This window comes from Micromonospora sp. NPDC003241, assembly GCF_053589795.1.
Map to the genome: position 1 here is coordinate 137136 of NZ_JBSFSO010000001.1, position 22578 is coordinate 159713.

General features: G+C 68.6%; 18 protein-coding genes and 3 tRNA genes. 1 reads left to right on the forward strand and 20 read right to left on the reverse strand.

Annotated elements, in window-relative coordinates; translation table 11 throughout:
• Nucleotides 1–110 precede the first annotated feature (110 nt).
• The 9 genes from fusA to rplJ form a co-directional block, all read right to left on the reverse strand.
• A complete protein-coding gene (gene fusA, locus ACWDVW_RS00675) occupies nucleotides 111–2207 on the reverse strand; it encodes an elongation factor G (RefSeq protein WP_396741700.1) in 2097 nt (698 codons plus the stop codon).
• 75 nt (nucleotides 2208–2282) lie between these two features.
• Nucleotides 2283–2753, reverse strand: a complete 471-nt coding sequence (gene rpsG / locus ACWDVW_RS00680) for a 30S ribosomal protein S7 (protein ID WP_350692887.1) — start codon at nucleotides 2751–2753, stop codon at nucleotides 2283–2285.
• A 1-nt stretch (nucleotide 2754) separates the two neighbouring features.
• On the reverse strand, nucleotides 2755–3129 hold the full coding sequence (rpsL, locus tag ACWDVW_RS00685; RefSeq protein ID WP_014440718.1) for a 30S ribosomal protein S12: 375 nt from the start codon (nucleotides 3127–3129) through the stop codon (nucleotides 2755–2757).
• A 508-nt stretch (nucleotides 3130–3637) separates the two neighbouring features.
• Nucleotides 3638–4012 (reverse strand): hypothetical protein, encoded by a 375-nt coding sequence (locus ACWDVW_RS00690; RefSeq protein WP_449943500.1) that lies wholly within the window; start codon nucleotides 4010–4012, stop codon nucleotides 3638–3640.
• Between the two features lie 572 nt (nucleotides 4013–4584).
• Complete coding sequence (locus ACWDVW_RS00695; RefSeq protein WP_396741704.1) at nucleotides 4585–4950, reverse strand: hypothetical protein; 366 nt, start codon at nucleotides 4948–4950, stop codon at nucleotides 4585–4587.
• Nucleotides 4951–5052: 102 nt separating this feature from the next.
• Nucleotides 5053–8940 carry a DNA-directed RNA polymerase subunit beta' gene (locus ACWDVW_RS00700; protein ID WP_449943503.1) on the reverse strand — a complete coding sequence of 1296 codons (3888 nt, stop codon included), beginning with the start codon at nucleotides 8938–8940 and terminating at the stop codon, nucleotides 5053–5055.
• Between the two features lie 102 nt (nucleotides 8941–9042).
• Nucleotides 9043–12474 (reverse strand): DNA-directed RNA polymerase subunit beta, encoded by a 3432-nt coding sequence (rpoB, locus tag ACWDVW_RS00705; protein WP_449943057.1) that lies wholly within the window; start codon nucleotides 12472–12474, stop codon nucleotides 9043–9045.
• Between the two features lie 571 nt (nucleotides 12475–13045).
• Nucleotides 13046–13432: a 50S ribosomal protein L7/L12 gene (gene rplL, locus ACWDVW_RS00710; protein WP_449943060.1), complete on the reverse strand. Its 387-nt coding sequence runs from the start codon at nucleotides 13430–13432 to the stop codon at nucleotides 13046–13048.
• 53 nt (nucleotides 13433–13485) lie between these two features.
• Nucleotides 13486–14034: a 50S ribosomal protein L10 gene (gene rplJ / locus ACWDVW_RS00715; protein WP_131054310.1), complete on the reverse strand. Its 549-nt coding sequence runs from the start codon at nucleotides 14032–14034 to the stop codon at nucleotides 13486–13488.
• A gap of 499 nt (nucleotides 14035–14533) precedes the next feature.
• Here rplJ and ACWDVW_RS00720 point away from each other — a divergent pair, with 499 nt between their 5' ends.
• A complete protein-coding gene (locus tag ACWDVW_RS00720) occupies nucleotides 14534–14671 on the forward strand; it encodes a hypothetical protein (RefSeq protein WP_449943063.1) in 138 nt (45 codons plus the stop codon).
• 132 nt (nucleotides 14672–14803) lie between these two features.
• On the opposite strand, the gene rplA is transcribed toward ACWDVW_RS00720, so the two are convergent.
• From rplA to ACWDVW_RS00775, 11 genes are all read right to left on the reverse strand, one after another.
• Nucleotides 14804–15520: a 50S ribosomal protein L1 gene (rplA, locus tag ACWDVW_RS00725; RefSeq protein WP_131052803.1), complete on the reverse strand. Its 717-nt coding sequence runs from the start codon at nucleotides 15518–15520 to the stop codon at nucleotides 14804–14806.
• An 83-nt stretch (nucleotides 15521–15603) separates the two neighbouring features.
• A complete protein-coding gene (gene rplK / locus ACWDVW_RS00730) occupies nucleotides 15604–16035 on the reverse strand; it encodes a 50S ribosomal protein L11 (protein ID WP_131052802.1) in 432 nt (143 codons plus the stop codon).
• Nucleotides 16036–16249: 214 nt separating this feature from the next.
• Nucleotides 16250–16972, reverse strand: a complete 723-nt coding sequence (gene nusG / locus ACWDVW_RS00735; RefSeq protein WP_131052801.1) for a transcription termination/antitermination protein NusG — start codon at nucleotides 16970–16972, stop codon at nucleotides 16250–16252.
• Nucleotides 16973–17010: 38 nt separating this feature from the next.
• On the reverse strand, nucleotides 17011–17409 hold the full coding sequence (secE, locus tag ACWDVW_RS00740; RefSeq protein WP_449943069.1) for a preprotein translocase subunit SecE: 399 nt from the start codon (nucleotides 17407–17409) through the stop codon (nucleotides 17011–17013).
• Between the two features lie 213 nt (nucleotides 17410–17622).
• Nucleotides 17623–17695, reverse strand: a tRNA-Trp gene (locus tag ACWDVW_RS00745).
• 126 nt (nucleotides 17696–17821) lie between these two features.
• Entirely contained in the window at nucleotides 17822–18214 is a 393-nt protein-coding gene (locus tag ACWDVW_RS00750) for a MaoC family dehydratase (RefSeq protein WP_449943072.1), read from the reverse strand.
• A gap of 1 nt (nucleotide 18215) precedes the next feature.
• On the reverse strand, nucleotides 18216–18662 hold the full coding sequence (locus ACWDVW_RS00755) for a MaoC family dehydratase N-terminal domain-containing protein (RefSeq protein ID WP_350692903.1): 447 nt from the start codon (nucleotides 18660–18662) through the stop codon (nucleotides 18216–18218).
• Between the two features lie 123 nt (nucleotides 18663–18785).
• A complete protein-coding gene (rpmG, locus tag ACWDVW_RS00760) occupies nucleotides 18786–18953 on the reverse strand; it encodes a 50S ribosomal protein L33 (RefSeq protein WP_007073056.1) in 168 nt (55 codons plus the stop codon).
• A gap of 131 nt (nucleotides 18954–19084) precedes the next feature.
• Nucleotides 19085–19157 (reverse strand) — tRNA-Met (locus ACWDVW_RS00765).
• A gap of 25 nt (nucleotides 19158–19182) precedes the next feature.
• A tRNA-Thr gene (locus ACWDVW_RS00770) sits at nucleotides 19183–19255 on the reverse strand.
• A gap of 92 nt (nucleotides 19256–19347) precedes the next feature.
• Nucleotides 19348–21879, reverse strand: coding sequence for a putative bifunctional diguanylate cyclase/phosphodiesterase (locus tag ACWDVW_RS00775; RefSeq protein ID WP_449943076.1), 2532 nt, complete (start codon nucleotides 21877–21879; stop codon nucleotides 19348–19350).
• Between the last annotated feature and the right edge of the window lie 699 nt (nucleotides 21880–22578).

Here is a 22578-nt window from a genome sequence, read left to right on the forward strand (position 1 = left end):
GTGGGTTCTGCGGCGATGAAGCCTACAGGCCCGGAATTCACACAATCCGACCGAGGTGGTCGCAGTCGGGGAATCCTCCCGCGACCACCTCGGATCAGCTCAGGTGAGCGTCACTCACCCGTCGCCTTGGCGATGATCTCCTTGGCGACCGAGGACGGGACCTCGGCGTAGGAGTCGAACTGCATGCTGTAGCTAGCCCGGCCCTGGGTCTTCGACCGCAGGTCGCCGACGTAGCCGAACATCTCCGACAACGGCACCAGAGCACGGACGACGCGGGCGCCACTGCGCTCCTCCATCGCCTGAATGATGCCGCGGCGGGAGTTGAGGTCGCCGATGACGTCACCCATGTTCTCCTCAGGAGTGGTGACCTCAACAGCCATCATCGGCTCGAGCAGTGCGGGGTCGGCCTTGCGGGCCGCGTCCTTCATCACCATCGAGCCGGCGATCTTGAATGCCATTTCCGACGAGTCGACCTCGTGGTACTGGCCGTCCAGCAGGGTGAGCTTGATGCCCACCAGCGGGAAGCCGGCGAGGATGCCGTACTGCATGGCGTCCTGCGCACCCGCGTCCACCGACGGGATGAACTCCCGGGGGATACGGCCACCGGTCACGCCGTTGGCGAACTCGTAGGTCGGCGCGTCGTTGCCCAGCGGCAGCGGCTCCAGGCTGACGATCACCCGGGCGTACTGGCCGGAGCCACCGGTCTGCTTCTTGTGGGTGTACTCGACCTTGTCCACCTTGCGGCGGATGGTCTCGCGGTACGCCACCTGCGGCTTTCCGATGTTCGCCTCGACGTTGAACTCGCGGCGCATCCGGTCGACCAGGATGTCCAGGTGCAGCTCGCCCATACCGGAGATGACCGTCTGACCGGTCTGGTCGTCCAGCTTGACGCGGAAGGTCGGGTCCTCCTCGGCCAGCCGCTGGATGGCGGTGCTGAGCTTCTCCTGGTCAGCCTTGGTCTTCGGCTCGATGGCGACCTCGATGACCGGCTCCGGGAAGGTCATCGACTCCAGGATGACCGGGTTCGCCGGGTCACACAGGGTGTCACCGGTGGTGGTCTGCTTGAGACCCTGCACCGCGATGATGTCGCCAGCCTGGGCCGAGCCGCGCTCTTCCCGCTTGTTGGCGTGCATCTGGTAGATCTTGCCGATCCGCTCCTTGCGGTCCTTGGTGGAGTTGACCACCTGGGAGCCGGACTCGAGCGTGCCGGAGTAGATCCGCACGTAGGTGAGCTTGCCGAGGTGCTTGTCCGTCTGGATCTTGAAGGCCAGACCGGAGAACGGCTCGGACACCGCCGGCTTGCGCAGCAGCGGGGTCTCACCGTCGGTGGCGGTGCCCTCGATCGCCGGGATGTCCAGCGGCGACGGCAGGTACGCGACGACCGCGTCCAGCATCGGCTGGATGCCCTTGTTCTTGAACGCGGTGCCGGTGAGGACCGGGTTGGCCTTGCCGCCGATGGTGGCCCGACGGATGGCGGCCTTGATCTCCTCGACGGAGATCTCCTCGCCCTCCAGGTACTTCTCCATCACCGAGTCGTCGACGTCGGCGAGGGTCTCCATCAGCTTCTCGCGCCACTCGGCGGCGGAGTCGGCGAGGTCGGCCGGGATCTCCTCGACCGCGTAGTCCTCACCCTTCTGGGTCTCGCCACGCCAGGTGAGGGCGCGCATCTCGACCAGGTCGACCACGCCGATGAAGTCGCTCTCGGCACCGATCGGGATCTGGAGCACCAGCGGGGTGGCGTTCAGCCGGTCGATCATCATCTGGACGCAGCGGAAGAAGTCCGCGCCGGTACGGTCCAGCTTGTTGACGAAACACATCCGGGGGACGTTGTACTTGTCCGCCTGACGCCAGACGTTCTCCGTCTGCGGCTCCACGCCGGCCACGCCGTCGTAGACCGCGACCGCACCGTCCAGGACACGCAGCGACCGCTCCACCTCGACCGTGAAGTCGACGTGGCCGGGCGTGTCGATGATCTGGATCGTGTGGCCCTTCCACTCGCACTTCGTGGCGGCGGAGGTGATGGTGATACCGCGCTCCTGCTCCTGCTCCATCCAGTCCATGACGGCAGCGCCCTCGTGGACCTCACCGATCTTGTACGTGATACCGGTGTAGAACAGGATTCGCTCGGTGGTAGTGGTCTTACCGGCATCGATGTGCGCCATGATGCCGATGTTGCGTACGTTGGCGAGCGCGTCTGCGGCGGCCACTTCAATCCCTACTTATCGTCGTCTCGACACAACTGGTGGCGGTCCCGGCGCCGGGTGGGCACCGGGACCAAGCTGTTACCAGCGGTAGTGCGCGAAGGCCTTGTTGGACTCCGCCATCTTGTGCGTGTCCTCGCGCCGCTTGACGGCGGCACCGAGGCCGTTGCTCGCGTCCAGCAGCTCGTTCATCAGCCGCTCGACCATGGTCTTCTCGCGCCGGGCGCGGGAGTACGTGACCAGCCAGCGCAGGCCCAGCGTGGTCGCCCGAGCCGGACGGACCTCGACCGGCACCTGGTAGGTCGCGCCACCGACACGGCGGCTGCGGACTTCCAGAGTCGGCTTGACGTTGTCCATCGCGCGCTTGAGCGTGACGACCGGGTCGGTGCCGGACTTCTCCCGGCAGCCCTCCAGGGCCGCGTACACCACGCGCTCGGCGAGCTGACGCTTGCCGCGCAGGAGGATCTTGTTCACCAGCTGGGTGACCAACGGCGAGTTGTACACCGGGTCAGCGACCAGCGGCTTCCGCGGAGCGGGTCCCTTACGCGGCATGTCAGCTCTTCTCCTTCTTCGCGCCGTAGCGGCTGCGCGCCTGCTTGCGGTTACGGACACCCTGGGTGTCCAGCGAACCGCGGACGATCTTGTAACGCACGCCGGGGAGGTCCTTCACCCGGCCGCCACGGACGAGCACGATCGAGTGCTCCTGCAGGTTGTGACCCACGCCCGGGATGTAGGCGGTCACCTCGATCTGGCTGCTGAGCTTCACACGAGCGACCTTGCGCAGCGCGGAGTTCGGCTTCTTGGGAGTGGTGGTGTACACGCGGGTGCACACGCCGCGCCGCTGAGGGGAACCCTTCAGCGCCGGGGTCTTGGTCTTACTCGTCTTGGCCTGGCGGCCCTTGCGGACCAGCTGCTGGATCGTGGGCACCGGGTTTCTCCGCTCCCTTCGGCCGCTCACGCGGCCGCGCTCGCTCGGTCGGCCTGATGACCGACCCTCCTACATTCCGACCAGGTCCACCTCGCGGCGGTCCCGGCACCCGCGGTCGGGCGTGTCGCCCGAACACGGTCCCGGTTCCGACGCTCGCGCGGTGGCTCCGGGTTTGTCACCGGCACGCGGATCTCCGCCGCCGGGTCTTCTGGCTCAGTCGTGCCGCTGTTCGGATGCCGGTATCACCGGATCCCGCGCACGCACGAGTTGCCCGGGCAAGCCCGGGCGCAAGGGGAAAGAGTACCTACCACAGCCGTGCAGGTCAAAACGGATGACCCGCCGGACTTCTCACTGCTCGCCGGCTGGACTCGTCACGCCTCACGCCTGTGATGGGCACCTACGACGACAAGTGTACCGGCTCCGCCGGAAACCGGACCGGTAGCCCCTGGGCGGGACCGATCGGTATCCGGCGCTCGCTCGCTCGTTCCGATCCGACGTGGGCCGGATCTCAGGCCAGCGTCAGCAGCAGCGCCAGCCCCAGGCCCGACAGGCAGAGCAGGAGACCGGCGCCACCGCAGCTGATCCCGGCGATCGCCACGCCACGGCCGGTGAACCGGACCGCCGGCGGAGCGGCCGGGCGGCGGATCTGCCGGAGGCCGAGCAGGCCGGCCACCACGGCACCGGCACCGGTCAGGCTGCCCAGTACGGCGAAGGCACCGGCTGCCCAGGCTCCCCCACCCGCGCCTCCCCCGACCGCGCCGATGCAGATGGTGAGGAACGAGATCAGGATCGAGGTGATGCCGGCCACCAGCGAGCCGACCGCCAGCCCCGACGTGACCGGGGGAACGTCCAGGTGCACCGTCGCGAACGGGGTGCCAGGCACCGGCTCGACCCGCTTGGGCGGCCGGGGGCGGTCCTGCGGCGGCGGCACGGACGCTGGCGCACCCCAGCCCATTCCAGGGCCGCCGGGAACGGGCGGCGCGCCATATCCCGGGCCTCCGCCCGGCGGCCCGGACGGCGGCGGGCCGTGGGGCGGCCCGAAGCCCGGAGGCGTTGCGGGCGGACCGTACGGAGCACCGATGGCAGGCGGGCCGGACGGCGGACTCGCCGGAGATGGACCGGGGCCGGCACCGCCAGGTGGCCGGCCCGGCGGCACACCGAAGCCGGGCGGCGGACCCGGCGGCGGGGCGTATGCCGACGCGTACCCGGACGGTGGGGGCGGCGCGGGCGGCTCCGGCGCGGGTCCGGGCCCTAGCTGCTCCCCCGGTTGCGCCCCGGCCGCGTCGTCCGGGCGCCCGGACGTGGGCTGGGCGGACTCGCCGCCCTCGGGGCGCGCCGGTTCCGTCACGGGATCTCCTCCTCATCGGCCGCGTCCACCGCGGTGCGACGGACACCGTCAGGCTACCGTCGCGGGTCAGCCCACCGTGCCCGGCGCGATGCCCGCGGCGACCCGGGTCAGTCGACGGTGGGGGCGAAGTCCTGCCCGTAGGGTGCCTCGGCGAGCCGGACCACGCCGATCACCAGCAGCGCCACCACACTCACCGCGACCAGCGCCAGCCCCGTCCAGGCCAACCGTTCGCCGCGACGCAGCCAGGCCGCGCCGGTCAGGAAACCGCCCGAGGCGTACGCCTCCCGGCGCGCCTGCCGCGCCAGGTGCAGCGCGACCGTCGCGGGGATCACCCCACCCAGCAGCAGGCCGGTCATCGCCCCCATCAACCCGAGCGCGAACACCGCGCGGGCCTTGGTCGCCCGGACCGGATCGGGGTCGAGCGGATGACGTGGCGCCGACGCGGTCGGCGTCGGTCCGGGTGCGATCGTCATGAGCACATGATGCCTGTCCGGGTCGCGCCGCGCGCCGGAGCGGCGGGTACGGACACGAGGAGGCCCCCGGCAGATGCCGGGGGCCTCCCACGTCACACGGTCCTAGCGGTACGACCCGAAGTCGAAGTCGTCCAGCGGAACCGCCGCGCCACTGGCCGGCCCGAAACCGTAGTCGGTCTCCGGGTAGCCGGTCATCGAGTAGACCTTGGCCTTCGCCTCCTCGGTCGGCTCGACCCGGACGTTGCGGTACTTGCTGATGCCGGTACCGGCCGGGATGAGCTTACCGATGATCACGTTCTCCTTGAGACCGATCAGCGAGTCGCTGCGGGCGTGGATCGCCGCGTCGGTCAGCACCCGGGTGGTCTCCTGGAAGGAGGCCGCCGAGAGCCAGGAGTCGGTGGCCAGCGAGGCCTTGGTGATACCCATCAGCACCGGACGACCGGCTGCGGGCTCGCCGCCCTCGCCGACGAGCCGGCGGTTCTCCGACTCGAAGAGCGCCCGGTCGACCAGCACACCCGGCAGGAACTCGGTCGAGCCGGAGTCGATGACCGTCACCCGCTTGAGCATCTGGCGGATGATGATCTCGATGTGCTTGTCGTGGATGAGCACACCCTGCGAGCGGTAGACCTCCTGGACCTCCTGGGTCAGGTGGACCTGGACCGCGCGCGGGCCGAGAATGCGCAGCAGCTCGTGCGGGTCGATGGTGCCCTCGGTGAGCTTCTCGCCGACCTCGACGTGGTCACCGTCGTGCGCCCGCAGCCGGACCCGCTTCGAGATCTTGTCGTACACGATCTCTTCGCTGCCGTCGTCGGGGATCACGACGATCTTGCGTGACCGCTCGCCGTCCTCGATCCGGATCCGGCCGGGGGTGTCGGCGATCGGCGCCTTGCCCTTCGGGATCCGGGCCTCGAAGATCTCCTGGACACGCGGCAGACCCTGGGTGATGTCCTCACCCGCGACACCACCGGTGTGGAAGGTCCGCATCGTCAGCTGCGTACCCGGCTCACCGATCGACTGGGCGGCGATGATGCCGACCGCCTCGCCGACGTCCACGATCTTGCCGGTCGGCAGCGAGCGGCCGTAGCACGCACCGCAGACGCCCAGCTTCGACTCGCAGGTGAGCACGCTGCGCACCCGGACGTTGTCGACCCCGGCGGCGACGATCTTGTCGACCAGGATCGAGTTGATGTCCGAGCCGCGCTCGGCGACGACGGTGCCGTCCGGCCCCTTGATGTCGTCGGCGAGGGTACGGGCGTGCACGCTCGTCTCGGCGTGCTCGTGCACCACGAGCCGGCCGTCGAGCTGCTGACCGATCTGCATCGGGATGGCCCGGTCGGTGCCGCAGTCCTCCTCGCGGATGATGACGTCCTGCGAGACGTCCACCAGACGCCGGGTCAGGTAACCCGAGTCGGCGGTACGCAGGGCGGTGTCCGCGAGCCCCTTACGAGCACCGTGCGTGGAGATGAAGTACTCCAGCACGGACAGACCCTCCCGGTAGCTGGCCTTGATCGGCCGCGGGATGATCTCGCCCTTCGGGTTGGCCACCAGACCACGGATCGCCGCGATCTGCCGGAGCTGGAGCAGGTTACCGCGAGCACCCGAGTTGATCATCTTCCACAGCGGGTTCTCCTGCGGCAGCGCGGTGTCCATCTCCTTGGCGACCTCGTTGGTCGCCTTGGTCCAGATCTCGATGAGCTCGCCGCGACGCTCCTCGGCGGTCATCAGACCACGCTGGTACTGCTTGTCGATCCGGTCGGCTTCCTTCTCGTACCGCTCCAGGATCTCCCGCTTGCGCGGCGGAGCGATGACGTCCTCCATGCCGATGGTCACGCCGGACCAGGTGGCCCAGTGGAAACCGGCCTCCTTGAGCCCGTCCAGGGTGGCCGCCAGGGCCACCTTCGGGAACCGCTCGGCGAGGTCGTTGACGATCGCGGAGAGCTGACCCTTGCGGATCTCGTAGTTCACGAACCGGTAGCCCTGCGGCAGGGTCTCGTTGAACAGCACCCGGCCGAGCGTGGTCTCCACGGTCAGCGGCTCACCGGGGACCCAGCCCTCGGGCGCGGTCCACGGCTGCCCACCGGCGCCGTTGTCGACCTCGACGACGTCCCGCAGCCGGATCTTGACCGGCGCCTGCAGGTGCAGCTCGCCGTTGTCGTACGCCATCCGCGTCTCGGCGTCCGAGCTGAACGCCCGGCCCTCCCCGCGCTCACCGGTGGTGAGGTGGGTCAGGTGGTAGAGCCCGATGACCATGTCCTGGGTGGGCATGGTGACCGGCTTGCCGTCGGCCGGCTTGAGGATGTTGTTCGACGACAGCATCAGGATCCGCGCCTCGGCCTGGGCCTCGGCGGACAGCGGCACGTGCACCGCCATCTGGTCGCCGTCGAAGTCGGCGTTGAACGCGGTGCAGACCAGCGGGTGGATCTGGATGGCCTTGCCCTCGACCAGCTGCGGCTCGAAGGCCTGGATGCCGAGTCGGTGCAGGGTGGGCGCCCGGTTGAGCAGCACCGGGTGCTCGCCGATGACCTCTTCCAGCACGTCCCACACGACCGGCCGCTGCCGCTCGACCATTCGCTTGGCGGACTTGATGTTCTGTGCGTGGTTCAGGTCGACCAGCCGCTTCATCACGAACGGCTTGAACAGCTCCAGCGCCATCTGCTTGGGCAGGCCGCACTGGTGCAGCTTGAGCTTCGGGCCGACCACGATGACCGAACGGCCGGAGTAGTCGACGCGCTTGCCCAGCAGGTTCTGACGGAACCGGCCCTGCTTGCCCTTGAGCATGTCGGACAGCGACTTCAGCGGGCGGTTACCCGGGCCGGTGACCGGCCGACCGCGGCGGCCGTTGTCGAACAGCGCGTCGACGGCCTCCTGCAGCATCCGCTTCTCGTTGTTGACGATGATCTCGGGCGCGCCGAGGTCGATCAGCCGCTTGAGCCGGTTGTTCCGGTTGATCACGCGGCGGTACAGGTCGTTCAGGTCGCTGGTCGCGAAGCGGCCACCGTCGAGCTGCACCATCGGGCGCAGGTCCGGCGGGATGACCGGTACGCAGTCCAGCACCATGCCGAGCGGCGAGTTGCGGGTGTTCTGGAACGCCGCGACGACCTTGAGCCGCTTGAGCGCCCGGATCTTCCGCTGCCCCTTGCCGGTGCGGATGGTCTCCCGCAGGTGCTCCGCCTCGGCGGCGAGGTCCATGTTCTGCACCAGGGCCTTGATCGCCTCGGCGCCCATGCCCCCGGTGAAGTACTCGCCGAACCGGTCACGCAGCTCGCGGTAGAGCAGCTCGTCGGTGACCAGCTGCTTCGAGTCGAGCTTGCGGAAGGTGTCCAGCACCTCGTCCAGGCGGTCGATCTCGCGCTGGGCCCGGTCGCGGATCTGGCGCATCTCGCGCTCTCCGCCCTCCTTGACCTTGCGCCGAACGTCCGCCTTCGCGCCCTCGGCCTCCAGCTCGGCCAGGTCGGCCTCGAGCTTGGCGGCCCGCTTCTCGATCTCCGAGTCGCGGCTGTTCTCGGACTGCCGCTTCTCGGCCAGGATCTCGTTCTCGATGGTCGAGAGGTCACGGTGACGCGCCTCGGCGTCAACGCTCGTCACGACGTACGAGGCGAAGTAGATGATCTTTTCGAGGTCCTTCGGGGCGAGGTCCAGCAGGTAACCCAGCCGGCTCGGCACGCCCTTGAAGTACCAGATGTGGGTCACCGGCGCGGCGAGCTCGATGTGGCCCATCCGCTCACGGCGGACCTTCGAGCGGGTCACCTCGACGCCGCAGCGCTCACAGATGATGCCCTTGAACCGGACCCGCTTGTACTTGCCGCAGTAGCACTCCCAGTCCCGCTGCGGACCGAAGATCTTCTCGCAGAAGAGGCCGTCCTTCTCCGGCTTGAGAGTGCGGTAGTTGATCGTCTCGGGCTTCTTGACCTCGCCGTGCGACCACTGACGGATGTCGTCGGCGGTCGCCAGCCCAATTCGCAACTCGTCGAAAAAGTTGACGTCGAGCACGTTCATTCCCTCACACGTCGCTTGTTGCGCTAGCAGCTGACCGGGTCCGGGCCCGGGACGGGGTGACCCCGAGAGGGGCCGCCCCGTCACCGGACCGCAACGTCACACTTCCTCGACCGAGCTCGGCTCGCGCCGGGAAAGATCGATACCCAGCTCCTCCGCGGCCCGGAAGACCTCGTCGTCGGTCTCGCGCATCTCCAGGGCCACACCGTCGCTGGAGAGCACCTCGACATTGAGGCACAGCGACTGCAGCTCCTTGAGCAGCACCTTGAACGACTCGGGGATGCCCGGCTCGGGGATGTTCTCGCCCTTGACGATCGCCTCGTAGACCTTGACCCGGCCCAGGACGTCGTCGGACTTGATCGTCAGCAGCTCCTGCAGGGCGTACGCGGCACCGTAGGCCTGCATCGCCCAGCACTCCATCTCACCGAAGCGCTGGCCACCGAACTGCGCCTTACCACCCAGCGGCTGCTGCGTGATCATCGAGTACGGACCGGTCGACCGTGCGTGGATCTTGTCGTCGACCAGGTGGTTGAGCTTCAGGATGTAGATGTAGCCGACCGCGATCGGGTCCGGCAGCGGCTCGCCGGAGCGACCGTCGAACAGCTGTGCCTTGCCGCTGGCACCGATCAGCTGCTTGCCGTCCCGGTTGGGCAGGGTCGACGCGAGCAGACCGGAGATCTCCTCCTCGCGGGCACCGTCGAAGACCGGCGTGGCCACGTTGGTGTCCGGGTCGGACACGTCCGCACCGATCCCCTGGAGCTGACGCTTCCACTCCGCGTCGTCGCCGTCGACCTTCCAACCGGTCTTGGCAACCCAGCCCAGGTGGGTCTCGAGTACCTGGCCGATGTTCATCCGGCTCGGCACACCCAGCGGGTTCAGCACGATGTCGACCGGGGTGCCGTCCTCCAGGAACGGCATGTCCTCGACCGGCAGGATCTTGGAGATGACGCCCTTGTTGCCGTGTCGGCCGGCGAGCTTGTCGCCGTCCTGGATCTTCCGCTTCTGGGCGACGTAGACCCGGACCAGCTCGTTGACGCCCGGCGGCAACTCGTCGCCGTCCTCGCGGGAGAAGGTACGCACGCCGATGACCGTGCCGGTCTCACCGTGCGGCACCTTCAGCGAGGTGTCCCGGACCTCACGCGCCTTCTCACCGAAGATCGCGCGGAGCAGACGCTCCTCCGGAGTCAGCTCGGTCTCGCCCTTGGGGGTGACCTTGCCGACCAGGATGTCGCCGGGTACGACCTCGGCACCGATCCGGATGATCCCGCGCTCGTCGAGGTCGGCGAGCATCTCCTCGCTGACGTTCGGGATGTCGCGGGTGATCTCCTCCGGGCCGAGCTTGGTGTCCCGCGCGTCGACCTCGTGCTCCTCGATGTGGATCGAGGTGAGCACGTCCTGCTGCACGAGGCGCTGCGACAGGATGATCGCGTCCTCGTAGTTGTGACCCTCCCAGCACATGAACGCCACGAGCAGGTTGCGCCCGAGCGCCATCTCGCCTTCGTCGGTGCACGGCCCGTCGGCGACGACCTGGCCGGCCTCGACCCGGTCACCCTCGAAGACCACCGGCTTCTGGTTCACGCAGGAGCCGGCGTTGGAGCGACGGAACTTGTGCAGCAGGTAGGTCCGGCGGTGGCCGTCGTCCTGGTGGACGGTGATGTAGTCGGCGCAGAGGTCCTCGACCACGCCACCGACCTCGGCCACCACTACGTCACCGGCGTCGACCGCGGCACGGTACTCCATGCCGGTGCCGACCAGCGGCGACTCCGCCTTGACCAGCGGGACCGCCTGACGCTGCATGTTGGCGCCCATCAGGGCCCGGTTCGCGTCGTCGTGCTCCAGGAACGGGATCATCGCGGTCGCGACCGAGGTCATCTGCCGCGGCGACACGTCCATGTAGTCCACCGCGCCCGGCGCGACGTCCTCGGTCTCGCCGCCCTTACGGCGGACCAGGACGCGGTCCTCGGCGAACGTGCCGTCGGCCCGCAGCGGCGCGTTGGCCTGCGCCTTGACGAACCGGTCCTCCTCGTCCGCGGTCAGGTAGTCGATCTGGTCGGTGACCCGACCGTCGACGACCTTCCGGTACGGCGTCTCGATGAAGCCGAACGGGTTGACCCGGGCGAAGGTGGACAGCGCGCCGATCAGACCGATGTTCGGGCCTTCCGGCGTCTCGATCGGGCACATCCGGCCGTAGTGGGACGGGTGCACGTCGCGGACCTCGAAGCCGGCCCGCTCCCGGGACAGACCACCCGGACCGAGCGCGCTCAGCCGCCGCCGGTGGGTCAGGCCCGCCAGCGGGTTGGTCTGGTCCATGAACTGGGACAGCTGCGAGGTGCCGAAGAACTCCCGGATCGCGGCGACCACCGGGCGGATGTTGATCAGGGTCTGCGGCGTGATCGCCTCGACGTCCTGAGTCGTCATCCGCTCGCGGACGACCCGCTCCATCCGGGACAGACCGACCCGAACCTGGTTCTGGATCAGCTCGCCCACGGTACGCAGGCGCCGGTTGCCGAAGTGGTCGATGTCGTCGGCCTCGTAGCCCTCCTCACCGGCGTGCAGCCGGCAGAGGTACTCCACGGTGGCGACGATGTCGTCCTCGGTCAGCGTGCCGGTGGTGATCGGCACGCTCACTTCGAGCTTCTTGTTGAACTTGTACCGACCGACCTTGGCGACGTCGTACCGCTTCGGGTTGAAGAAGAGGTTGTCGAGCAGGGTCTGGGCGTTCTCGCGGGTCGGCGGCTCGCCAGGGCGCAACTTCCGGTAGATGTCGAGTAGCGCCTCGTCCTGACCGGCGATGTGGTCCTTCTCGAGCGTGGTCATCATCAGCTCGGACCAGCCGAACTTCTCGCGGATCCGCTCGGCCGACCATCCGACGGCCTTGAGCAGGACCGTGACGGCCTGCCGACGCTTACGGTCGATGCGTACGCCGACCGTGTCGCGCTTGTCGATGTCGAACTCCAGCCAGGCACCCCGGCTGGGGATGACCTTGACGCTGGAGAGGTCGCGGTCGGAGGTCTTGTCCGGCTGCTTGTCGAAGTAGACGCCCGGCGAGCGGACGAGCTGGCTGACCACGACGCGCTCGGTGCCGTTGATGATGAAGGTGCCCTTCGGCGTCATCATCGGGAAGTCACCCATGAACACCGTCTGGCTCTTGATCTCGCCGGTGGTGTTGTTGGTGAACTCCGCGGTCACGAAGAGCGGCGCGCAGTAGGTCAGGTCCTTCTCCTTGCACTCCTCGATCGAGGCCTTGACCTCGTCGAAGCGCGGTGCCGAGAAGGAAAGCGACATGGTGCCAGAAAAGTCCTCAATGGGACTGATCTCGTCGAGGATTTCCGCGAGACCCGAGCGTGCGTGCGGGTCGTCCGCCGACCGGCCCTGCCAACCCTCGTTGCCGACGAGCCAGTCGAAGGACTCGTTCTGAATGGCAAGGAGGTTGGGGACCTCGAGGTGTTCGGTGATCCGACCGAAGGAAACTCGGCGGGGAGCGAATGCGCTCGACGTACGACTGGTCTTCGCAGGGCGGGAAGCTGCCAAGATGCGTCCTTCCGAGGACCGGTGCTGCAGAACGGCTGGTACGCGTGCACTCCAATGACCCCACCAGAAAATATCCACAAACGGACATTTCCGAGCAGGGGTCAAATCGGAAGGCAGCGCAAACTAGCAGTGTAGCCGAGAGGCTAACCGCTGTCCAGCCCACCCCGCAAGAAGTTGCGGAACGAGCCTCGGGACCCCGGAAAGGGGTCACACCGGGCCGCTCGGAACGCAACGTTCCTGCCGGGCCGCCCAGATGTCTGCGGCGGTGGTGCTGCCGCTTCATACCCAGCCGGTGGCCGTCGCAAGCGCGGAAGGTCTTGCTGATGTCAGCGTGCCTGGGAGGCCATGGTCGCGTCAAGGCCCGGTGCCGCCATCCGACGGTCTTTCCCACCCACGGGCGAAACCACTGCCGTTCGGGCCCGCGCCCGCCGCGATGCGCACGCCCTGCTCATGACCGGTTCCGGGCAGTTAAACCACACAGCGGGCGCCGATCCGGGATCCGGATCGTCGCCCGCCGCGATGTGGGTGTGCGCCGGCTCACGTGAGCCGGGACGCCCGGGTGAGGCTCAGGTCACTTGAGGGTGACCTTGGCGCCCTCGCCCTCCAGCTTGGCCTTGGCCTTGTCGGCGGCCTCCTTGTTGACCTTCTCGAGGATCGCCTTCGGCGCGGCCTCGACCAGGTCCTTGGCCTCCTTGAGGCCCAGGCCGGTCAGCTCACGCACGACCTTGATGACCTGGATCTTCTTGCCACCGTCGGCGTCGAGGATGACGTCGAACTCGTCCTTCTCCGGCTCGGCCTCGGCGGCAGCGCCACCCTGGGCCGGGCCCGCAGCCACCGCGACCGGGGCGGCGGCGGTGACCTCGAAGGTCTCCTCGAACTGCTTCACGAACTCGGAGAGCTCGATCAGCGTCATCTCCTTGAACGCGTCGAGCAGCTCTTCGGTGCTGAGCTTCGCCATATCTGGCGTCCTTTCTGAATGGTTAACTAAGAACGTGGGTGCGCCGCGCGGCCTCAGGCCGCCTCGGCGCCCTCCTGCTCACGCTTCTTGTCCTGCAGGGCGGCCGCCAGACGGGCGGTCTTCGACAGCGGGGCCTGGAACAGGGCCGCGGCCTTGCTCAGGTTGCCCTTCATCGCGCCGGCCAGCTTGGCCAGCAGCACCTCACGGGACTCCAGGTCGGCGAGCTTCGTGACCTCGGCCGCGGAAATGGCCTTGCCCTCGAAGACGCCGCCCTTGATGACGAGCTTCGGGTTGGACTTCGCGAAGTCGCGAAGCCCCTTCGCCGCCTCGACGACGTCGCCCGAAACGAAAGTCAGCGCGGTAGGACCGGTGAACAGCTCGTCGAGGCCGGAGATACCCGCGTCTGCCGCAGCACGCTTGGCAAGCGTGTTCTTGGCGACGGTGTAGGTGGTCTCCTTGCCGAGCGAGCGCCGCAGCTGGGTGAGCTGGGAAACCGTCAGACCGCGGTACTCGGTCAGCACGGTGGCACCCGCGCTGCGGAAGTTCTCCGTCAGCTCAGCAACGGCCGAGGCCTTGTCGGCCCGGATCGGCTTGTCCGCCATGTCCCTCCTCTCTCGTTACTCGAGGCTGGTCACCGTCGCAGACAGGCGCCTGCGACGGGGACGGAGGCATCGCGGCAACAGAAAAGCCCCGGCGCAGGGCGCACGGGGCGAGGTCGGCGGAGATCATCGCAGTCGGCGGACCACGGGACACAGCCAGTTTTCGCTTGCCGCCCTACGCGGGTCGCCCGTCTTCGCGGACCTTCGACCGTGCCGGAGCACGGTGACCAGCGGTCTCTGGGTGGAACTTCGCGGCCAAGGTTACGCCCTACTCCCGGTAGCCGCCAAATCGCCCCGGAGTGCGCTCGGTCACCACGGACGGTGAACGTCGGCTCGGCGCGGCCACCGCCGTAGCGGATGCCCCACGCGAGCAGGCCGGCCAGGACCGGTGCCAGCGCCCGTCCGGTACGCAGGAAGCCCGCAAGCCGGAACCGGACCAACGCGATCACCGCACCCCGGACGCCGCCCCGGCCACAGGTCCGGTGACCGGCGTCGAGGCGTCGTGTCCGCGTACCCGGAGGACGCGGTGACCGTCGGCGCGCAGCCGGCGCACGGCGTCGGCGACGCCGGCAGCCGGGACCGTCACCTCCACCACGACGGTGGCCTCCGCACCGGCCCACGGCCCTCGGTCACCGTCTGAGCGTCGACGGTCCACTGCCGGGCACCAGGAAGTCGGGCCGCCTCACCACGATGGTCGGTGACTTGCCACGTCGGTCACGGCGAAGGGGCCCCGCCACGACCGTGGCGGGGCCCCTTCGAGGCGTCGTCCTGCTCAGCTGTCGGCCGAGCCCTCCTGCAGGTTCTTCACCAGGTTCGGGTCGATCGGCACACCCGGGCCCATGGTCGTGGTGAGGGTGACCTTCTTGAGGTACTTACCCTTCGCCGCGGACGGCTTGGCCCGCAGCACCTCGTCCAGGACCGCCACGTAGTTGTCCACCAGCTGGGTCTCCGAGAACGAGGCCTTGCCGATGATCAGGTGCAGGTTGGAGTGCTTGTCCACCCGGAAGGTGATCTTGCCGCCCTTGATGTCCGCGACCGCCTTGGTGACGTCCATGGTCACCGTGCCGGTCTTCGGGTTCGGCATCAGACCGCGCGGGCCCAGGATCCGCGCGATCCGGCCGATCTTGGCCATCTGGTCCGGCGTGGCGATGGCCGCGTCGAAGTCCAACCAACCGCCCTGGATCCGGGCGACCAGCTCGTCGGTACCCACCTCGTCGGCACCGGCGGCGACGGCCTCCTCGGCCTTCGCGCCGGCGGCGAAGACGATCACGCGGGCGGTCTTACCGGTGCCGTGCGGCAGGTTGACCGTGCCGCGGACCATCTGGTCCGCCTTGCGGGGGTCGACGCCGAGGCGCATGGCGACCTCGACCGTGGCGTCGAACTTGACGTTGGTCGTCTCCTTGGCCAGCTTCACGGCCTCGGCGGGGGTGTAGAGCTTGGACCGGTCGATGACCTCGGCGGCCTTGCGGTAGCTCTTGCTGCGCTGCATTTCTGTCTACTCCTGTGGTTTCTGGCGGGCCCGCGGTGCTCGCGCGCCCTCCCACGATCCGTACGGGTCGCTGGTGACCGAGATCAGTCGGTGACGTTCAGGCCCATCGACCGGGCGGTGCCGGCGATGATCTTCTCAGCCTGGTCGAGGTCGTTGGCGTTGAGGTCGGCCATCTTCTTCTCGGCGATCTCACGCAGCTGGGCGCGGGTCACCGAGCCGACCTTCTGGGTGTGCGGGACGCCCGAGCCCTTCGCCACACCAGCGGCCTTGATCAGCAGCCGGGCGGCGGGCGGGGTCTTCAGCACGAAGGTGAAGGACCGGTCCTCGTACACGCTGATCTCGGCGGGGACGACATCGCCCCGCTGCGACTCGGTCTGCGCGTTGTAGGACTTGCAGAACTCCATGATGTTCACGCCGTGCTGACCGAGCGCGGGGCCCACCGGCGGCGCCGGGGTGGCCTGGCCCGCCGGCAGCTGAAGCGTGAACGTCTTGACGAGCTTCTTCTTCGGAGGCATGTCACTTCCTGGGGCTTGGAACTGGGAATTGTTCGCACCGACGTCGCCGTCGAGCGCGCACGGTCAGCGCGTGTGGGACGGCGGCGACGTTCTAGGGTAGCGCAGGTCGGAATCCACCCGCCCACAGAGGTTCCCCGACGGGACGGGACGGACCAGATGAACGACGTCGACCGTCGGCGACGACCCCCTGGGCCGTCGCCGACGGTCGATGCGATCAGATCTTGGCGACCTGGTTGAAGTTCAGCTCCACCGGCGTCTCCCGGCCGAAGATCGACACCAGCACCTTGAGCTTCTGCTGGTCGGCGTTGATCTCACTGATCGTGGCCGGCAGCGACGCGAAGGCGCCGTCGGTGACCGTCACCGAGTCGCCGACCTCGAAGTCGAGGACCTTGATCTCCGGCTTGGCCTTCTTCTGCTCGGTCTCGACGGACGGCGCCAGCCACTTCAGCACCTCGTCGAGGCTCAACGGGGCCGGACGGTCGGCCCGGTCCGTGGCACCCACGAAGCCGGTCACCCCCGGCGTGTTGCGCACGCAGGAGTAGGACTCGGCGGTCAGCTCCATCCGGACCAGGATGTAGCCCGGGAAGACCTTGGCCTGGACCTGGGACCGCTTGCCGTTCTTGACCTCGACCTCTTCCCGGGTCGGCACCTCGACCTGGTAGATGTAGTCCTCCATGTCGAGGGACGTGATCCGGGTCTCGAGGTTGGTCTTGACCTTGTTCTCATAGCCGGCGTACGAGTGCACCACGTACCAGTCGCCCGGCGCGTAGCGCAGCTTCTGCCGCAGCTCCGCGACCGGGTCGTAGTCCTCGTCGGGTGCGGGCTCCGTGGTCGCGAACTCCGGCTCGCTGGCGGCCTCGACCGACTCGTCGTTCGCCGCCGTCGCCACCGTGGACTGCTCGTCCGGGGTCTCGGCGGTCTCGTCGTACTCAGGCACGCTTGCTCACTTCCGTCACTATCGGCACAGTCAGCCGGTCAGCTGGGGTTGCCGAAGACCCACAACACGCCCTTCGCGAAGGCGTAGTCAAGGCCGGCCACGATCGTCAGCATCATCGCGACGAATGCGACCACCACGGCCGTGTAGGTCAGCAGCTCCTTGCGCGTCGGCCAGATGACCTTACGCAGTTCGGCCACGACCTCGCGGACGAAACGCGCGACGCGGCCGAACAGGCCCACCTTCTCGGCATCGGCCCGCGTCTTCGACCGGCTGTCGGCGGAATCCGCCTTGGCCCGCTCACGGGTGGCGGTGCCGCCCCGCGTTACCGGCTCGTCCGCGTCGGTGGCGTCGTCGTCGGCACCGTCACCGTCGTTGACCACCTCGTCGTTCAGGCGGTCGTCGTCGGCGTCCTCGCCGCGCCGCTTGTTGTCGGCCACTTCGCCCTCCGTCGCGGGATGTCGGGGTCGCACGCGGTACGCGCGTACGCGGCGCTGGTCACGCCGGCCGGACCAACCGTCCCGGGACGGGCCGCGGCCGGCGGATCAACCGGAGGGGCCCCGATGCCTCGGAACCTCTCCATCGATGCCACCACCACGGGCCGCACGCCACCGATTGATGACGCGACCCACGGAACGGTCAGGCCTGAGGCGCAGGGGTGACAGGACTTGAACCTGCAGCCTGCGGTTTTGGAGACCGCTGCTCTGCCAATTGAGCTACACCCCTGTACGGCAACGCTCGTCCCACCAGGTCACACGACCAGGCAGGAGTCACTTGCCCCACGGCGGACCAGTGTACGGGTACCGACCCGACTTTCCCAACCGGTCTGCCGATCGTGGTGGGCGGTGCCGATCAGCCGGCCGTCCGCACGATTGCCCGGGCCTGCGACAACACCTTCTCGCCCTGACAGGTGGCGGTGATGTCGAGCCTGGTCAGGCCCTCCTCGGTGACCTCGCGGACCACCGCGGTCACCACGATCTCGGTGCCCTGCTCGTCGTCCGGCACCACCACCGGGCGGGTGAACCGGACGTTGTAGTCGACCACCGCGTCGGGTCCACCGGCCCAGGCGGTGACGGCCCGGCCGACCAGCGCCATGGTGAACATGCCGTGCGCGATCACCCCCGGCAGTCCCACCTTGGTGGCGAACCGGTCGTTCCAGTGGATCGGATTGAAGTCGCCCGAGGCGCCGGCGTAGCGGACCAGGTCCGCCCGGGTCACTCGGAACGTCTGGGTGGTCAGCTCCATGTCAGGCCTCCCCGCGTACGACGAGCTTGGACCAGACCGTGACCACCGGCTCGCCGGCGGTCGTGCTGACCTCGGTCCGGGTGGTCAGGAACTCGTGGCCACCCCGGCTGGTGATGTCCTCCACGAAGTTGACGCAGACCAGCTCGTCGCCGGCCGCGACCGGGCGGGTGTACGCGAACCGCTGGTCGCCGTGGACGACCCGGCTGTAGTCGACGCCGAGGGCCGGGTCCTCGACGATCTGGCGGCTGGCGGCCATGGTGATCACCACGGGGAAGGTCGGTGGCGCGACCACGTCGGGATGGCCGAGGGCTCGGGCCGCCTCCGGGTCGTGGTAGGCGGGATCGGTGGCCCCGATCGCCGTCGCGAACTCACGGATCTTCTCGCGGCCCACCTGGTAGGGGGCGGTCGGCGGGAAACTGCGGCCGACGAAGGAGTGGTCCAGGGACATGCCGCGAACCTACACGCAACGCACGATCGCCGATCCGAGCGGTCGACGTCGGCCCAGGGCCGCGCCGCCGCACGAACCGGCGATCGTGGTACGCGTCGATCCGGGCCGAGTAGCCCGGACGGATCAGCGGGTCTCGCGGTGGACGGTGTGCCGACCGTCCCGGGGGCAGAACTTCTTCAGCTCGATGCGGTCCGGGTCGTTACGGCGGTTCTTGCGCGTGATGTAGTTGCGCTCCTTGCACTCCACACACGCCAAAGTGATCTTCGGCCGGACATCGGTCGCCTTCGCCACGGCGGAGTGCCTTCCTCGCTAACGGATACAACTACAGCGCTACAGCGTACGCGCCACCAGGGCGGACACGCAAAGCGGGCGCCCATGGCGCCCGTTCCACCGACCGCCGGAATGCTCCGGACGGACGAGAGTAGCGGTGGCCGGACTTGAACCGGCGACACAGCGATTATGAGCCGCTTGCTCTACCATCTGAGCTACACCGCCGTGGTGGGCCCAGCCGGACCCTCTGAGCCCCCTTACGGAATCGAACCGTAGACCTTCTCCTTACCATGGAGACGCTCTGCCGACTGAGCTAAGGGGGCCTGCGCGATCACTCGGTGGCCGCGCAGAGGTAAGAGTACACGGCCCCACCGCGCTGGTGAAATCGGATCCCCAGGGACGTCGCACACCCAGCTCAGGGCACCACTCGCAGGCGCGGCAGCTCGTTGTCGGTGATCGATTCCGGGTCGACCTGGGCGCCGAACCAGGCCTCCAGCCGCTCGTACGGCAACGGGCGGCTGAACAGGAATCCCTGGCCGATCTCGCAGCCGATGTCCTGGAGCAGTTCCAGGGTCAGTTCGCTCTCCACCCCCTCGGCCACCACGGTCAGGCCGAACTGTTGGGAGAGGGTCACCACGGCGTTGACGATGGCCAGGTCGCCGGGATCGGTCGCCATGCCCTGGACGAAGGAGTGGTCCACCTTCACCTCGTGCACCGGCAACCGGCGCAGGTGGGCCAGCGAGGAACTGCCGGTGCCGAAGTCGTCGACCGAGAGCCGTACGCCGAGGTCCCGCAGGCGGCGCAGGGTCGGGATGGGCCGGTCGGTGCCGTCCAGCACCCCGGCCTCCTCGATCTCCAGGGTCAGCAACTGCGCCGGTACGTCGTACTCGGCCAGCAGCTCGCGTACCCGCTCCGGGAAGTGCTGGTCGTTCAGCGTACGCGCGGAGATGTTGACCGCGACGGCGAGCGACTGGCCGCCGTGCGCCCAGTCGCGGCTGTGGCGCAGCCCCTCCCGCAGCACGAACTCGGTGAGCCGGCCGAGCTGGCCGGTGTGCTCGGCCACCGCGACGAAGTCCTGCGGGGCGACCGTGCCGTGGGTGGGGTGTTCCCACCGGGCCAGGCACTCCACCCCCACCAGGCGCCGGTCGCGCAGCGTCACCTTCGGCTGGTAATAGATCTCCAGGTCGCCGTTGTCCAGGGCGCTCCGCAGGTCACCGGCGAGACCCAGCCGGTGCAGCGCACGCGACTCCAGGGCCGGCGTGTAGAGCTGCACGCTGCCCGGGACCGACTTCGCGGCCGACGCCGCCACATCCACCCGTTGCAGCAGCGTCGCCGGGTCGCTGCCGTGATCCGGATGCACCACCACGCCGACGGCGGTGTCCACGTCCAGCGTGAGGGCGTCGAAGACCATCTCGTCCCGGATCTGCTCGCGCAGTTGGCCGGCGAGTTCCACCGCCGCCTCGGCGCTCTCCAGACGCAGCGTCACCAGGAACTCGTCGCCGCCGGCCCGACCGACCAGGGCCGCCGAGGGTACGCATCCACGCAGCCGGTCGGCGACCTCGACCAGGACCTTGTCCCCCGCGGCGTGCCCGAGGGACTCGTTGACCTGGCGCAGGCGGTCGACGTCGAAGAGCAGCAGCGCCACCACCTCGCCGGGCGCCCGGATCCGGACCGCCTCGGTCAGCGCCCCGAGGATCCGGCGACGGTTGGGCAGCTTGGTGAGCCCGTCGTGGTACGCGTCGTGCCGCAGCCGGTCGACCAAGCGCGAGTTCTCCAGCGCGACCGCCGCATGCGCGGCGACCGTCTCGAAGACCGTCACGTCCGCAGCCCGGAACGAGTTGGTGTCGCCGAGCCGGTTGGTCACCTCAAGGGTGCCGATGACCGCCTTGCCGGAGCGCAGCGGCACCACGATCACGTCCTTGACCGAGGTCGACTCCAGCGTGTCGCGCAGCTCCGGGTCGTCGCCGCCCAGCCGACTGCTGACCGCCACGGTCTCCTGCCGGGCCACCGCGACGTCCCGCAACGCGGCCGGGCTGTGCGTGGAGTCCAACAGGCCGGGCTTGCCCTCCTGGGCGGTCAGCAGCACCTCCGGGTGGCGGCCCTGAGCCGGCAACCAGAGGGTGGCGGACTCCGCCTGCATCAGGCTGCGGATCCGGACCAGCAGGGCGTCGATGAGGTTGCCGTCCGGGCCGCTCTCGGTGATCCCCTTGGTGAACTCGTACATCTCGGCGACCGTGCGGTGCTGCCGGAAGAACTGCGCGTACGAGCCGTAGACCAGGGCGAAGGCGATGCCCAGACCGGCGAAGAGGAACACCGCCCAGGGTGTGCCCTCCAGCGCGATGATGATCACCAAGCCGATGGCGAGGTTGATCGTGACCGCGAGCAGCATCGGCGGCGCTGCCCGCAGCATCTCCCGCCCGGCCTGCCAGCCCTGCACCACGGAGACCACCGCGACCACGGCGGCCAGCGCGACGAGGGTGTGCGTACCCACGGCGGCGGTCAGCACCGCCCAGGTACCCGGGCCGACGCCACCCGGTTGCGGCAACACGTGGTAGACCACGGTCGCCAACGATGTCGCTATCGCCGCGAGCGCGACGTTGAACCAGAACTTCGCCGGCAGCAGCTTGCGCCGGATCTGCACCACGATGGCGGCGGCCGTGTACGCCAGCACCACCGACAGCGGTGGCAGCAGATAGAGGGCGACGACCAGCGGGATCTCGGTCGGCGTGGCGGCGAGCGCCTGACGCCGCACCACGACGTTGATGGTCGGCAGCGCGGCGGCCACCATCGCCGCCGTGAGCAGCAACGTCATCGGCCAGTCCCCCAGGGCGGGGGACGTCGTCAGCCCGAGGATCAGCGAGAAGACGACAGCACCGAGCGCCAACGGCCCGGTGACCAGCCAGGCGTACTCCGTCCGCCGTCGGATGGGGCGGGGGCGAGGCGTCATGGCTCCCCTAGCGGCCTGAACTCAGCGGATCCCGGAGGTGCCCGGACGCGGGAAGTCCCGTCAGGGGATCAGCGACCCTAGAGTCGGCATGTTCCACTCGAGACCATTCGCCCTGACATCGAACTCCGCGACCGTGCTCGTCGCGAGAACCAGGCCGGTAACCAGCAAGAGGGAGCCGAGTAGCCGGCCCAAACGTCGAGCAGACATCTGTGCTCCTGAGTGGGGTGATGGGAACGCGATGGAGGTCCCACGATGGTGCCACAGCGAGTCCGCCGGTGGAAAGTTCACAGACCTGATGTTGGTCCGGTTGTCGTCCGGCACGGCACGTACGTACCCGTGCCGTACAACGTCCGGGCAGGTCAGCGCTGGCAGTGCCGTTGCCACTAGAGAAGAAGACACCAACCACCCATTCCCTACTTAGGCGGCGTAGCGGATCTAGTGGACAATGGCGAAGAATACTTTTGACCGGATAATGCGGAATGGCGGAAGACCTCCAATCACGCCATCGTGAGCGATCAGTCACCCCGCGTCTGTGACCGCTCTTCCGCCCTGCGCCGGTCCGCGTCCTCCATCGCGTGCCGGACAGCCAGCCGGATCACCAGGTAGAGCACCGCCAGCCCGCCGCCCACCCGGCGAGGGCGAACGGCACGCTGTCGAGCTGCACGAACCCAGAGTAGGCCGAACACACCATCGCAGTCA

What these genes read in the sequence shown, in the direction of transcription:
- rpsG (WP_350692887.1), bottom strand. Translation starts at nt 2,753, where the DNA reads ATGCCGCGTAAGGGACCCGCTCCGCGGAAGCCGCTGGTCGCTGACCCG.
- ACWDVW_RS00695 (WP_396741704.1), bottom strand. Translation starts at nt 4,950, where the DNA reads ATGACGATCGCACCCGGACCGACGCCGACCGCGTCGGCGCCACGTCAT.
- rplL (WP_449943060.1), bottom strand. Translation starts at nt 13,432, where the DNA reads ATGGCGAAGCTCAGCACCGAAGAGCTGCTCGACGCGTTCAAGGAGATG.
- rplJ (WP_131054310.1), bottom strand. Translation starts at nt 14,034, where the DNA reads ATGGCGGACAAGCCGATCCGGGCCGACAAGGCCTCGGCCGTTGCTGAG.
- rplA (WP_131052803.1), bottom strand. Translation starts at nt 15,520, where the DNA reads ATGCAGCGCAGCAAGAGCTACCGCAAGGCCGCCGAGGTCATCGACCGG.
- rplK (WP_131052802.1), bottom strand. Translation starts at nt 16,035, where the DNA reads ATGCCTCCGAAGAAGAAGCTCGTCAAGACGTTCACGCTTCAGCTGCCG.
- ACWDVW_RS00750 (WP_449943072.1), bottom strand. Translation starts at nt 18,214, where the DNA reads ATGGAGCTGACCACCCAGACGTTCCGAGTGACCCGGGCGGACCTGGTC.
- ACWDVW_RS00755 (WP_350692903.1), bottom strand. Translation starts at nt 18,662, where the DNA reads ATGTCCCTGGACCACTCCTTCGTCGGCCGCAGTTTCCCGCCGACCGCC.
- ACWDVW_RS00775 (WP_449943076.1), bottom strand. Translation starts at nt 21,879, where the DNA reads ATGACGCCTCGCCCCCGCCCCATCCGACGGCGGACGGAGTACGCCTGG.